The sequence below is a fragment of the Stenotrophomonas sp. genome, assembly GCF_031995405.1.
Classification (GTDB): Bacteria; Pseudomonadota; Gammaproteobacteria; order Xanthomonadales; family Xanthomonadaceae; genus Stenotrophomonas.
Genome location: NZ_DAMAGC010000088.1, coordinates 997 through 15012, shown reverse-complemented (window position 1 = coordinate 15012; position 14016 = coordinate 997). Strand labels below are relative to the sequence as shown.

10 protein-coding genes are annotated in these 14016 nt (G+C 67.8%); 8 read left to right on the top strand and 2 right to left on the bottom strand.

The window, feature by feature from the left end; all coding sequences use genetic code 11:
- Window positions 1–1130: GAF domain-containing protein (locus RTO53_RS14455; protein ID WP_312238448.1), on the bottom strand; the 1130-nt coding region annotated here is incomplete at its 3' end.
- A gap of 247 nt (window positions 1131–1377) precedes the next feature.
- Between RTO53_RS14455 and RTO53_RS14450 the strand changes: the two genes are divergently transcribed.
- A complete protein-coding gene (locus RTO53_RS14450; RefSeq protein ID WP_312238445.1) occupies window positions 1378–1848 on the top strand; it encodes a hypothetical protein in 471 nt (156 codons plus the stop codon).
- Window positions 1849–1869: 21 nt separating this feature from the next.
- Here RTO53_RS14450 and RTO53_RS14445 read toward each other — a convergent pair whose 3' ends face one another.
- The gene (locus RTO53_RS14445) at window positions 1870–2226 is read right to left on the bottom strand and encodes a VOC family protein (protein ID WP_312238444.1); all 357 of its coding nucleotides are present in this window, start codon (window positions 2224–2226) and stop codon (window positions 1870–1872) included.
- 143 nt (window positions 2227–2369) lie between these two features.
- Between RTO53_RS14445 and RTO53_RS14440 the strand changes: the two genes are divergently transcribed.
- The 7 genes from RTO53_RS14440 to treY all read left to right on the top strand — a co-directional run.
- The gene (locus tag RTO53_RS14440) at window positions 2370–3383 is read left to right on the top strand and encodes an HWE histidine kinase domain-containing protein (RefSeq protein ID WP_312238443.1); all 1014 of its coding nucleotides are present in this window, start codon (window positions 2370–2372) and stop codon (window positions 3381–3383) included.
- Window positions 3380–3754 (top strand): response regulator, encoded by a 375-nt coding sequence (locus RTO53_RS14435; protein WP_312238442.1) that lies wholly within the window; start codon window positions 3380–3382, stop codon window positions 3752–3754. The genes RTO53_RS14440 and RTO53_RS14435 overlap by 4 nt, the downstream gene beginning before the upstream one ends.
- Before the next feature lie 525 nt (window positions 3755–4279).
- Window positions 4280–5842, top strand: coding sequence for a glycogen synthase GlgA (glgA, locus tag RTO53_RS14430; protein ID WP_312238441.1), 1563 nt, complete (start codon window positions 4280–4282; stop codon window positions 5840–5842).
- Window positions 5839–8079, top strand: a complete 2241-nt coding sequence (glgB, locus tag RTO53_RS14425; protein ID WP_312238440.1) for a 1,4-alpha-glucan branching protein GlgB — start codon at window positions 5839–5841, stop codon at window positions 8077–8079. Before glgA ends, glgB begins: the two co-directional genes overlap by 4 nt.
- Window positions 8076–9815, top strand: a complete 1740-nt coding sequence (gene treZ / locus RTO53_RS14420; protein WP_345784548.1) for a malto-oligosyltrehalose trehalohydrolase — start codon at window positions 8076–8078, stop codon at window positions 9813–9815. Before glgB ends, treZ begins: the two co-directional genes overlap by 4 nt.
- Window positions 9812–11713 carry a 4-alpha-glucanotransferase gene (malQ, locus tag RTO53_RS14415; protein ID WP_312238439.1) on the top strand — a complete coding sequence of 634 codons (1902 nt, stop codon included), beginning with the start codon at window positions 9812–9814 and terminating at the stop codon, window positions 11711–11713. The genes treZ and malQ overlap by 4 nt, the downstream gene beginning before the upstream one ends.
- 1 nt (window position 11714) lies before the next feature.
- Window positions 11715–14016: malto-oligosyltrehalose synthase (treY, locus tag RTO53_RS14410; RefSeq protein WP_312238438.1), on the top strand; the 2302-nt coding region annotated here is incomplete at its 3' end.

Genomic DNA, 14016 nt, shown 5'->3' with positions numbered 1-14016 from the left:
GGGTGGGTCCATCGGATCAGCGCCTCCGCACTGACCGGCCGCAACGTGCGGGCATCGAAGCGGGGCTGGTAGGCCAGGTGGAACTGGCCAGTGGCGATGCCATACTCGGCATCCGATGCAAGGCGGTAGGCGCGGTGAACCGCTTCGTCGCGCCCTGGCGAATACCAGCAAAACGTGCGCCCCGCGTCGAAGGCATCGTGCAGGCTCACCAGCAGCTTTCGAAGCAGCTCGTGGCTGCTTTCATGCTCCGCTTCGACGGCGCAGACACCTGCGTGGAAGCGTGGCGACATCGGAACGGCAGCGGCCATCAAGGGACGCAGCATGCGGTCTTTCAGTTCCAGCACCAGGGTCTCTGCCTGGCGGGCGGTGGGCATGTCCACCAGGAAGGCGAAGCGCGTGACCCCCACGTGGTAGACCGTGGCGATGCCGTCCAGTGCGGTGCGCAGGCGAACGCCGGCGCGGCGGATCAGGGCCTCGAGCGGTTGCAGCCCAAGCACCTGGCCCACCTGGCTGGCGCGGGGGATGTCGAGCACGTCGATGGCCACGGCGTAGTGCCTGCCGATGGCGTTGCGGGCGATGATGCCGGGGAAATCGGCGTGGAGCTGGTGGCGGCTGGGCAGGCCGCTGACCGGATCGAGCCGGCCGGACAGGTTGCGCAGCTCCAGCTGCCCCATCACCAGCTGGGCCAGGCTCGACAGCTGCTCGCGGTCGCTCTCCAGGAAGTCGCGCGGCGTGCTGTCCATGATGCACAGGGCGCCGATGGCCACCCCGTTTCTGGCGATCAACGGAGCACCCGCATAGAAGCGCAGGTGCGGAGCGCTGGCGACCAGAGGGTTGTCGCGGAAGCGGGGGTCGGCCGCCAGATCGGTGACCACGAACACCCCGTTGGCGGTGATGGCGTGGGCACAGATGGAGGCACGGATGCACGTCGCGGCTACCGGCAGCCCGATCCGCGACACGAAGCGCTGTTCAACGTCGCCGAGGATCGAGACAAAGGCAACCGGGACATCGAAGGCGTAGCTGGCAAGACGGGTGATGTGGTCCAGCGAGGGGAGCGCGGCAACATCGGCGATCTGCATGGACCCAAGGACGGCCTTTCTCTCATCTTCCTGGGTGACTGGGGGACTCATTGCGCTTCGGTCGTGGGGTGGGGTCGGGCTATGTACGCGCGGCAGGCCGATTTGGATTCACGTTCGGGCGCAAGTCGATGAATTATTCAATGACACGCTCGACCTGGCTTCCGTCGGCGCGCGATGAATGTCGGAATGTTGACGGGATACGTCAGAATGTTGACCCGCCGGGGCGCAATGTGACGTCCTGCGGCCTGCCCGGCGCGCGATGCGCGCGGCCCGGAGAAACTACAAGGAGCGTGTGCGCGTGAGGAAACTCGACCGGATCTACTTCGATGGCCTTGCCTGGAACTTCTCCAGGTATTTTGACTACATAGATACAGTGGCAAGTGAGATGCCGGCATCGCTGCACGCCTTCGCCAGCGACGTCGACAGCTACAGTCTTGGCGGAAACAAGACGCTGCACGATGCAAGAATCCTGTCCCTCGTTGTGTCCAAGCAGTACGAGGGCAGATTCTCCAATGGACAGACGCTGATCGCGTTGAGCCTTATTGATCAGATGTTCGAGGGCATGACAACGCTACGCTATGGTGGCGTGTCCAGTTTCCAGCTGTGCGAGCCCGCCCTGGAAGGCAATGGGCATGCCGATCTTCTTCTGCATGAGTTCTCCATTGTCCGCCCCGGCGTTTACCGGCACCACATCATCCTGGACCACGATGGGGAACTGCAGATCGAGTTCACGCGCTTTTCCCATGAATGGACGCCGCTGCCGACGTAGTGCAGCGTCGTACCGGGTGACTTACTTCCCCTGCGTAGCAAACCGCAGACGGTTATGGTCGGGATCCACCACCATCATTTCCCGCCCACCCCACGGCACATCCGCCGGCGCACGGAACACCGCTGCCCCTGCGTCCACGAACGCGCGATGCAGCGCATCCACATCCGGCACGTGGAAGTACACCGCGCCACCGGGTTCGCAGTCGCCGGCATGTTCGGTCAGGAACAGCAGCTGGCCCTGGCGGCTGATCTGCACGAACAGCGGCATGCCCGGTTCGAAACGGTGCTCCCAGTCGATGGCAAAGCCCATGCGCTGGTAGAACGGCACGCTGACCGTGGCATTGGTCATACGCAGCTGGGGAATGACGGACTGTTGCATGGCGGGCTCCGGTGCCGGGACGACAGCCCGGATCTTACCGCCGGGCGGCAGGGTTGACGGGGCTCGGCGGCGCGGCATCTACTCATGATTCGGCGTTCACGCCGCACGAACTATCGTTTGCCCCTTATCCAGGACCCACCGACGTGCCAGCCCAGCAGGAACAGAACGCCGCCCGATGGCGCATCTACGAGGCTCTGCTCCAGGCCACCCCGGACCTCCTTTACGTGTTCGATATCCAGCATCGCTTCATTTATGCCAATGACGCCCTGCTGACGATGTGGGGCATGCCTTGGGACGATGCCCGGGGCAGGACCTGTCTTGAGCTGGGGTATGAGCCGTGGCACGCGGCGATGCACGATGAGGAAATCGACCGGGTGATCGCCACCGGCCAGCCCATCCGGGGCGAAGTGCCGTTCCCGCACCAGACCAAGGGCACGCGGATCTACGAGTACATCTTCACCCCGGTGTTCGGGCTGGACGGAAACGTGGAAGCCATTGCTGGCAGCACCCGCGACGTGACCGAACGCAAGCAACACGAGCAGCACCTGGAACTGCTGATCAACGAGCTCAACCATCGGGTGAAGAACTCGCTGGTGATGGTGCAGTCGCTGGCCCGTCAGTCGTTCAACAACGCGACCAGCCTGGAAGACGCACACGAGAAGATCGATTCGCGCCTGCTGGCACTCTCCACCGCGCACGACACGTTGACGCGGGAGAACTGGCAGAGTGCGGATATCCTGGAGCTGGCGCGGGATGTGTCGGCGTTGTGCGAGCCCGATGCCAGTGGTCGCTTCGTGCTGGAAGGCACGTCCTGTCGGGTCGATCCGCGCCGCGCACTGGCGCTGTCGATGGCATTGCACGAGTTGTGCACCAATGCGGTCAAGTACGGCGCCCTGTCGTCGCCGCAGGGCCGGGTGCGTATCGCCTGGGAACGCCGCGTGGATGTCGATGGTCGGGATGTGCTTGAACTGGTGTGGCAGGAGAGTGGCGGACCGCCGGTGTCCCCGCCGGCACGCAAGGGCTTCGGCTCGCGTCTGCTCGAGCGCGGATTGAAGCGCGATCTGGATGGCGACGTCGACCTGGCCTTCGACCCGGCCGGTGTGGCGTTCCGCGTGTCGATGCCACTGCCGGCTACCGTGTCGGAGGTGATCCTGTGACCGCGCGCGTGCTGGTCGTCGAAGACGAATCGCTGGTGGCGATGGTGCTGGAGGACTGCCTGGAAGCGCTGGGCTACGAAGTGGCTGCTTCGGTGGCCAACGTGGATGCCGCGCTGGCGGTGGTGGAGGCGGGTGGCCTGGACCTTGCCGTGCTGGACGTCAACCTGGCAGGCAGTGCGTCCTACCCGGTTGCCGAGGCGCTGGATGCCCAGGGCGTGCCGTACATCTTCATTACCGGCTACGGGCAGGCCGCCATCGCGGAAAAGTTCCGGCACCGTTACGGACTGCAGAAGCCATTCCGGATGCGTGATCTGCAGGGCGCGCTGGCGACGGCGCAGACGCGCACAGGGCGTACCCCCGACGCGGGTTGAGGGCGTTGCGTTGATGGCTGCCGTATAGCAAGGCTGCTGCTGCAACGCCCGCCGCGCATTGGCGGTGCCGGTCGGGACCTGCGCACGCGGCTGGGCGAGAAGGCCGACGCGTGGCGTATTTGCCTGTCGCATCCGGCATTCGCACCGTCCCCGTTGAACATGTCATCGGTGACGGCTGATGCACGCCAAAACCGTCGGGTTCCGCGCGGATCCGCCGAAATCACTGCCCGTATCTGTCCGAGGCAGGCTTGGCAACGAAGATTTCTTAATCATTCATTGTGTCTCATGAGTGAGCTGCAACTAGGCAACTTGATAAGCACATGCCTTTTTCGCATGTGGGTTCACGCAACTGTCGTGCCAGGTTCACGGGGTATTGATTGAGCAGGGGTGTAGATTCAATTCACGCCCCAAGTAATGGCTGGGGTTCCCCCATCTTCGTAGTGCTCTCCTGACGATTGCTTGCGCCGGCCATTCCGGCTCGAGGTGGAGTCTGCTGCGTCGTGTTTCTCTGCCAGCGAGTCCCCCATGCCTACGCGCCTTCTTCCCCTTGCGTCTTCTGCTGCCAACGCCGAAGCCGTTTCCGAGAGTGATGTCATCCGGGTACGACGACATAGGCGTGCCGCGTTACCGGCTGGCCTGGCCGGTCTCTCCCATCCCTCGCCGGACATCGCGCGCCGCGTGCTGTTCGTGGTGTCGGAGATGGCCGACTTCGTGAAGGCCGGCGGCCTCGGCGATGTGGCGGCGGCATTGCCGCGTGCCTTGCGCGACCGCGCCGACATGCGCGTGCTGATCCCTGGCTACAGCGAGGTACTTGCGCGCACGGGTCCGATCCAGGTGGTGGGGCAGACCGAGCCGCATGCGGCATTGCCGGCGTGCGTGATCGCACAGACGGTGCTCGACGACGGCTTGCCGGTGTACGTGTTGATCTGCCCGGAACTGTACGAACGGGAAGGCTCCCCGTACGTCGACAAGGCCGGCCATCCCTGGGCCGACAACGCCATTCGCTTTGCCACGCTGTCACGTGCGGCGGCGATGATGGCCTCGGGCGAGGTGGGCATGGAATGGCAGCCGGACCTGCTGCATCTGAACGATTGGCCGTGCGCGCTGGCAGCGGCCTACGTGCGCTGGTCGGGCAGTACCGCATCGTGCCTGCTGACCATCCACAACCTGGCCTACCAGGGTCTGTTCCCGAGCGCGCTGGCCGCCGATCTGGGGATCGACGAGGCGCAGTGCGAGGCGCTGGAGTTCCATGGGCAGCTGTCCTTCCTGCGCGGCGGCATCGTGCATGCCGACCAGGTCAACACGGTGAGCATCAGCTACGCGGCGCAGATCACCGCGCCGGCCGAGGGCTGCGGGTTGGATCGGTTGCTGTCGCGACGCGCGGCGCTGGGCCACCTGAGCGGCATCGTCAACGGCATCGATGCCAGCTGGGACCCGAGCACCGACCGCCACCTGCCGGCGCATTTCGATGTGCGCAGCTTTGAAGGACGCGACCACAACGCCCGCCACGTGCGCCGCGCCTTCGGGTTGCCCGAAAGCCGCGGGCCGTTGTTCGCGGTGGTGTCGCGGCTGGTGCACCAGAAGGGCCTGGACCTGACCTGCGATGTGGCGCCGCAGATCGTGGCGGCCGGCGGCCAGCTGGTGATCATCGGCGGCGGCGAGCCGGAGATCGAGGAGCAGGTGCGCGCGCTGGCGCGGCGCTTCCCGGGCAGCGTGTCGGCGTACATCGGTTTCGATGAAACCCTGGCGCGGCGCATGTTCGCCGGCGCCGATTTCCTGCTGATGCCGTCCCGGTTCGAGCCGTGCGGTTTGAGCCAGATGTATGCGCAGCGCTTTGGTTGCCTGCCCATCGCGCACGCCACCGGCGGGCTGATCGATACGGTGGACGACGGCGTTACCGGCTTCCTGTTCAACGGGCCGGAGGCGGACATGCTGCGCCGCTGCGTGCAGCGTGCGTTCCGCACCTTCCGCCAGCCGCGGCTGATGGCTGCGATGCGGCGCGCGGCGATGCTGCGCCCCAGCGGCTGGGAGGTGGCCGGCACGCACTATATCGACCTGTACCAGCGCACCGCCGAGGCGCGCGCATGACGGTGTCGTGCGCGTTGCAGGCCCCGGTGCCGGACGGCCCGGACGGTGCATCGGCCGCATCAACGGCGGATGAGCCGCTGTCTGCGGCATTGGCCGCGCTCGCGGCGGGACAACCGGGCGATCCGTTCGCGCTGCTGGGCCCGCACCAGGATGCGCAGGGCCATTGGCGGCTGCGCGTGCTGTTTCCGGGTGCGTCGGCTGTGCAGCGACGCGACACGGGCGGGCGCTGGCAGTCGATGGCGGCGCTGGGCGAAGGGCTGTTCGAGTCGGCGTGCGAGAGCGCTGCGGTGGCGTTGCTGCGGGTGGACTGGGGCACGTCCCAGCAGGAGATCGAAGATGTGTTCGGCTTCGGGCCGCAGCTGGATGCGGCACTGCTTGCCGGCATTCCCGCAGGCGACCCGCACAGCATCCGTACCGGGCTGGGCGCGCAGCTGGCCGCCGACCAGGGCGTGCACGGCGTGCGCTTTGCGGTGTGGGCGCCGAACGCACGCCGGGTGGCGGTGGTCGGTGAGTTCAACAACTGGGACGGCCGGCGTCATCCGATGCGGTTCCGCCATGAAGCCGGCGTCTGGGAAATTTTCGTGCCGCGCGTGGTCGCCGGTGCGCGCTACAAGTTCGAAATCATCGCCGCCGACGGCTCGCATCTGACCGACAAGGCCGACCCGATGGCGCGCCAGTGCGAGCCGCTGCCGGGCACCGCGTCGGTGGTGGGGTCCGGTGCCGGTCATGTCTGGAACGATCAGGACTGGATGAGCGCGCGCGCGGCCAACGCGGACGGTGCGATCTCCATCTACGAGTTCCACGCCGGCTCCTGGCGTCGCGGCCCGGACGGCAGCGTGCTGGATTGGGATCAACTGGCCGATGCGCTGATTCCGTATATCCAGCAGCTTGGCTTCAGCCACGTCGAGCTGTTGCCGGTGAGCGAGCATCCGTTTGGCGGCTCCTGGGGCTATCAGCCGCTGGGGCTGTATGCGCCGACCGCACGGCACGGTGACCCGGAAGGGTTCGCGCGCTTCGTGGACCGCTGCCACCAGCACGGCCTGGGCGTGATCGTGGACTGGGTGGGCGCACATTTCCCCTCCGATGCGCACGGCATGCAGCGCTTCGACGGCACTGGTCTGTACGAACACGAAGACCCGCGCCAGGGCCTGCATCCGGACTGGGACACGCTGATCTACAACTACGGGCGTAGCGAGGTGTCCGGGTTCCTGATCGGCAGCGCGCTGGAATGGATCGACCGTTTCCATATCGATGGGCTGCGCGTGGATGCGGTGGCGTCGATGCTGTACCGCGACTACAGTCGCGCCGATGGCCAATGGATTCCGAACGCGCATGGCGGTCGCGAAAACCTGGAGGCGATCGACTTCCTGCGCGCGCTCAATACCGCCATTTCCACCACGTATCCGGGCGTGGTGGTGATCGCCGAGGAGTCCACCGCGTGGCCGGGCGTGACCGCGCCGGCCGCCGAAGGCGGGCTGGGCTTCTCGCACAAGTGGAACATGGGCTGGATGCACGACACGCTCAGCTACCTGCAGCGTGACCCGATCCATCGCTCGCACCACCATAGCGAGATGACTTTCAGCGCGATGTACGCCTTCTCCGAGCAGTTCGTGCTGCCGCTGTCGCATGACGAAGTGGTGCACGGCAAGGGTTCGTTGCTGGGCAAGATGCCCGGCGACCGCTGGCAGCAGCTGGCCAACCTGCGCGCCTATTACGGTTTCATGTGGGCCCACCCGGGCAGCAAACTGCTGTTCATGGGGGGCGAGTTCGCCCAGGCCACCGAGTGGAACCACGATGCCGAACTGGACTGGGCCCTGGCCGCGCAGCCCGAACACGCCGGGGTGGCGCGCCTGATCGGCGACCTCAACCGGCTGCTGCGCGACATTCCCGCGCTGCGGCATGGCAACCGCAGCGAAGACGGCTTCGAATGGAGCGTGGGCGATGACCACGTCAACAGCGTGCTGGCCTTCATCCGTCACGATCTGCAGGGCCACGGCGGCGCGTTGCTGGCGGTGAGCAATTTCACGCCGGTGGTGCGGCATGGCTATCGCGTAGGCGTGCCGCGTGCCGGTCGCTGGCGTGAGGTGTTCAACAGCGACAGCCATTTCTATGGCGGCAGCGATACCGGCAACCGTGGGCAGGTGGACGCGTTGCCGATTGCGATGCACGGCCACGCGCAGTCGATCGAGTTGACGTTGCCACCCTTGTCCACGGTCTACCTCCAGGTGATGGAGTGACGCCTGCGCGGCGGCAACTGGGCGTACAGCGACAGGCGGAAGGTGGGTACTGCTTCCGGCTGTGGGCACCTGCGGCGCGCCGCGTGGACCTGCTGCTGGAGGGCGAAGTGATTGCCATGCGTCCCGAAGAGGATGGGTGCCATGCCGTCGTCTGCGACTGCGCGCCCGGGCTGCGCTACCGCTTCCGGATCGACGGTGCGCTCAGCGTGCCCGATCCGGCCTCGCGCTGGCAGCCGGAGGGCCTCAACGGCGCCAGCGCCATTCCCGATGAAGATGCCTATGTCTGGCAGACCACGGGCGGGGCAGGGCGGCCATGGTCCGAAGCGGTGCTGTATGAAGTGCACGTGGGCGCGGTCGGCGGTTATTCGGCCCTGCAGGCACAGCTGCCGGCATTGGCGGCGATGGGCATCACCGCGCTGCAGTTGATGCCGCTGGCCACGTTTCCCGGCTCGCGCAACTGGGGCTATGACGGCGTACTGCCGTATGCGCCCGCCTCGGTGTATGGCACTCCCGATGAACTGAAGGCGCTGGTGGACGCCGGCCATGCGTTGGGGCTGATGATGCTGCTGGATGTGGTGTTCAATCACTTCGGCCCGGAAGGCAACCAGCTGGCCAGCTACGCACCGCAGTTTTTCCGCGAGGACGTGCGCACGCCATGGGGCGCGGCGATCGATTTCCGCCAGCCGTGGGTGCAGCGCTACTTCATCGACAACGCGCTGATGTGGCTGCGCGAGTACCGCTTCGACGGGCTTCGCCTGGATGCGGTGCACGCGATCCATCCGCAGACCTTCCTGGTGACGTTGCGCGAGGCCATCCACGCCGATGGCCCGGCACATGCGGTGGACCTGGTGGTGGAAAATGAGAACAACACCGCCTCGCTGTTGGGCGAGGGATATACCGCGCAGTGGAACGACGACTTCCATAATGCCCTGCACGTGCTGCTGACCGGCGAGACCGAGAGCTACTACGCCGACTATGCCGGCGCACCGGCAGCGCGATTTGCCCGGGTGCTGTCCGAAGGGTTCGCGTGGCAGGGCGAAGTGAACCGGCATGGCAACCGTCGTGGTGAACCGAGCGCGGGGCTGTCACCGGATCATTTCGTGGTGTTCGCGCAGAACCATGACCAGATCGGCAACCGCGCGTTCGGCGATCGCCTGCAGGCGCTGGTGGCCCCGGCACGGCTGCGGATCGCGCATGCACTGACCGCGTTGACCCCGATGGTGCCGCTGTTCTTCATGGGCGAGCCGTGGGGCGCGCGCGAGCCGTTCCTGTTCTTCACCGATTTCGAACCGCCGCTGGATGAGGCCGTGCGCGAGGGGCGGAGAACCGAGTTCAGCCAGCTCAAGGCATTCGCCGAACCCGCATCGCGGAACGCCATCCCCGATCCGAATGCGCTGGAGACATTCCTGGCGTCGCGCTGCCCGTTGCCGCCGCCGGATGCGCTTGCGCACAACCCGTGGCTGGCGGACTTCAAGGCATCCCTGGCGTTGCGCCGCCGGTATCTGGCCGAGAATGCGGCGCAGGCACGCAGCCTGGGGGCCACGGTGCTGGCCGATCACGCGATCGCCGCGGGATGGGCGCTGCCGGGCGGCGAATGGTGGCTGGCCTTCAATCTCGGCGTCACCGCCGTGGCCGCGACCCTGCCGGCCGGGCAGACCGTACTGCAGTTGGGCGAGGTGGATACCAACGACACGCTGGCACCGGACGCGATGCTGGTGCGCTGGGTGCCGCGATGACCGCGCCTTCGGTCGCGCTGACGGATCTGGCTGCCACGGTCGGGGTGATCGTCGACTGGCACGATGTGCACGGCACCGCGCGCCGGGTGGAGCAGACCACGCTGCTGACGGTACTCGAAGCGCTGGAGTGGCCGGCCGCCACCCCCGCGCAGCGGGTGGACAGCCTGCAGCGCTGCCTGGCCGAGCGGGCGCAGACGAAACTGCATACCGCTCAGGTGGGCGCCACGCTCGCGATCGGTCCCGCTGATGCGGGGCCAGGACAGTGGTGCGATGAGCACGGACATACCGAGGCCGCCGGCCAGGACGGCGCAGGTGGTTGGCGGTGCCCGCAGCGGCCCGGCTATTGGACCCTGCGCATCGGTGGCGCAGAGCATGCCGTCGCGGTTGCGCCGGCCCACTGCTTCAGCGTGGCCGATGCCACCGGCAGCGAAACCCCGCGTCGCTGGGGCGGCACGCTGCAGGTGTATGCGGGCCGGTCGGTGGGGGATGCCGGCATTGGCGACAGTGCGGCCGCGGCCGCGTGGTGCCGGCGGATCGGGGCGGCCGGTGGCGATGCACTGACCCTCAGCCCATTGCATGCGGCCGGGCGGATCGAGGCCTTGTACAGCCCGTACTCACCCAGCGACCGCCGCTTTCTCGAACCGGTCTACACCGCGCCGCCGTCCTGGCTGGGCGATGACGACGACGCGCCGCAGGTGCCTGCACCGACGCAGGATGGGTTGATTGACTGGGCGGGCGCGGCGGCATTCAAGTGGGCGCGGTTGTCGCATTGGCACCAGCGTCTGGATGCCGCTCCCGACGCAGTGCGTGAGGATCTGTATTGCCATCGGCGGGAAGGCGGCAGCTCGCTCGCCCGGTTCGCCGCGTTCAACGCCGCGGCCCTGGGCCAGCCGGACCCGGCGCTGCAGGCGTTCGCCCAGTGGTTGTCGACCCGTAGCTGGGCGCAGGTGCAGCAGCGCGCCCGCGCGAGTGGCATGGCGCTGGGCCTGATCGCCGACCTGGCCGTGGGCTTCGTACCGGACGGCGCCGAGGCGGCTGCCGCTGGCGACACTGCGCTGCGCGGGTTGGTGCTGGGCGCGCCGCCGGATGCGTTTGCGCCGCATGGGCAGGTATGGGGCGTGAGCAGTTATTCCGCCGATGGCCTGCGGCGCACCGGCTTTGCGCCGTTCATTGCGCTGCTGCGCGCGGTCATGCGTGATCGCGGTGGCGTGCGCATCGACCACATCCTTGGCCTGCAGCGGTTGTGGGTGGTGCCGCACGGCGCAGGGTCCGAGGCGGGTGCGTATCTGCGCTATCCGCTGGATGACCTGCTGAACCTGCTGGCGCTGGAATCGTGGCGGCACCGCTGCATCGTCATCGGTGAAGACCTCGGCGTGGTCCCTGAAGGCATCCGCCAGCGGCTGGCCGAGCGCGGCGTACTGGGCATGGATGTGCTGGCCTTCTCGCGCGCCAGTGATGGGGAATTCCTGCCGCCCAATCTGTGGCGGAAGATGGCGGTGGCCACCACCGGCACGCACGATCTACCCACCCTGGCCGGCTGGCAGCGCGGCGAAGACATCGCCGTGCGCGCGCAGCTGGGCAATGACAGCGAAGCGGTCGTGGCGCAGGCCATGCAGCAACGCCGCCAGGAGGCGGCGCAGCTGGCCAAGGCGGTGGGCGCCGATGCGGCGTGTCCGGAGGCGCTGCACGATGCAGCGATAGCGTTCGTGGCGGCCGGTCCTGCGCCGCTCGCGCTGCTTCCGGTGGAAGACGCGCTGGACCTGCGCGAGCAGGTCAACCTGCCGGGCACCGTGGCGGTGTATCCCAACTGGCGCCATCGCCTCCCGCAGCCGTTACCGCGGCGCACGTTGCACGATACATTGCGTCTGTTCGCGGCAGCGCGCGGAGGGGAATCCTGAGATGGTGCCGTTTCGCGCCACCGCACGGCTGCAGCTGCATGCCGGCTTCGATTTCGACGCAGCACGGGCGCAGGTGGCCTACTACGCGGCGCTGGGGATCAGCCATCTGTACCTGTCACCGATCACCCGCGCGGTACCCGGGTCGACCCATGGTTACGACGTGCTCGATCCGACCTCGGTCAATCCGGAGCTGGGCGGCGAAGCCGGGCTGAAACGCCTTGCCGGGCAGGCGCGCGCGCACGGCATGGGGCTGATCGTGGATATCGTGCCCAATCATGTGGCCGCACACCCGGACAACCCCTTCTGGGCCGATGTGCTCGCGCAGGGCCAACGCAGCCGGTATGCGGCCTGGTTCGACATCGCGTGGCAGGCCCCCGGCCGCGGCGGCAAGCTGTGGCTGCCGGTGCTGGACCGCCCGCTCGCCGCGGCGGTGGCAGAGGGCGTGATCCAGGTGGAACGCGATGCGGCGGGCGCCGCCTGGCTGTCCTTCGGCGATGCGCGCTATCCGTTGGCGCCAGAAACACATGCCGACGCCGTGTCGGGCATGTCGGCCGACGCGTTGACCACATTGTTGAGCCGCCAGGCCTATCGGCTGGCGTGGTGGCGCAGCGGCGACGGGCTGGTCAACTACCGCCGGTTCTTCACCGTCACCGCGCTGGCAGCGTTGCAGATGGAGCGCAGGGAGGTCTTTGACGCCGTCCACGCGCTGCCCTTGCGGCTGGCCGCCGAAGGGGTGATCGACGGGGTGCGCGTCGACCATGTGGATGGCCTGCGCGATCCTGCCGCCTACCTGCGACGCCTGCGTGACGCGCTGGATGATGCCGGGGCGGCGCGCAACCTGACAGCGGGCACGCTGGGGCTGTGGGTGGAAAAAATCCTCGGCCCCGAGGAGCGTTTGCCGGACGACTGGCCCTGCGATGGCAGCACCGGGTATGACGTCATGGACCAGGTGGGCGGGGTGATGCATGACAGGGCCGGTGGCGCGGCGCTGGCGCAGCAGTGGCGGCAGGCGACCGGCGACCCGCGCGATGTGGAGCAGGTCGAACTGCAGGCGCGCCACGAGGTGATGGAAAATGGCTTGCGCGCCGAGTTCGACGCGCTGGCCGCGTTGCTGTCCGAGGTGGCAGACGAGGCGGGCGGGCAGGCTGCGGATATTGGCAAGCCCGTGCTGACCGCGGCGGTTGCCCGGTTGCTGGCGCAGTTCCCGGTGTACCGCAGCTATCTGACCGGGCACGCTGCCGCAGCCTCGGACCGGGCCTGTTGGCAGCGGGCGGCGCAGGCCGCCTGCAGGGACGCCGACCCGGCCGTGACGCTGGCGATCGCGCACATCCTGCGCTGGATGCTTGACCCGCCTGCGCCAGCTGCCTCGCCCCAACGGGCGTCGTTGTGCCTGCGGCTGCGCCAGCAGTTCCAGCTGCTGAGCGCGCCGCTCAACGCCAAGGCGGTGGAGGACTGCAGTTTCTACCGCTACGCCGCACAGCTGTCGCGCAACGAGGTTGGCACGCAGCCGGCGGTGCCGGGGTTGTCGCCGGCACGCTTCCACGCGCTGGCAGCCGAGCGTGGCAAGGTCCATCCGCGTGCCCTGCTGGCCACGGCCACCCATGACCACAAGCGCGGTGAAGATGCGCGGATGCGGCTGGCGGTGCTGTCGCACTGGCCCACCTGGTGGCGGACGGCCGCACGGCGTTTCGATCGCCTCGCCGCGCCGCTCGGCGGGGCCGCGCTGCACCCGGCCGATCGCCAGATGCTGTGGCAGACGCTGGTGTCGGCATGGCCGGCGCGGGTCGAGCAGGTGCCGGAGGACTTCAGCGCGCGTGTCCGCCAATGGCAGCGCAAGGCGCTGCGCGAAGCGGGCGTGCGCAGCAGTTGGCGCACCCCCGACGCTGCTTACGAGCAGCGCGCAGACCGGTTTGTCGACGAGGTGCTGTCCGGATCTCTCGCGCAGCCGCTGCGGCACGCGCTGTGCGCCGCCGTGCTGCGGCTGGCGCCAGCCGGTGCGCGCCTGAGCCTGGCACAGACCGCGCTGCGCCTGAGCCTTCCCGGGGTACCCGATCTGTACCAGGGCACTGAAGCCTGGGACCTGTCCCTGGTGGACCCCGACAACCGCCGCCCGGTGGATTATCCGGCGCGCCATCGCATGCTGGACGACACCCGACCCTGGGCGCAGCTGCTGGCGGGGTGGCATGACGGCGCGGTCAAGGCGCGATTGCTGCGCGAGCTGCTGCAGCTGCGGCGCGCGATGCCGGCGTTGTTCGCGCACGGCGATTACCAGCCACTGGAGACGACCGCGCCCGATCGCGTGC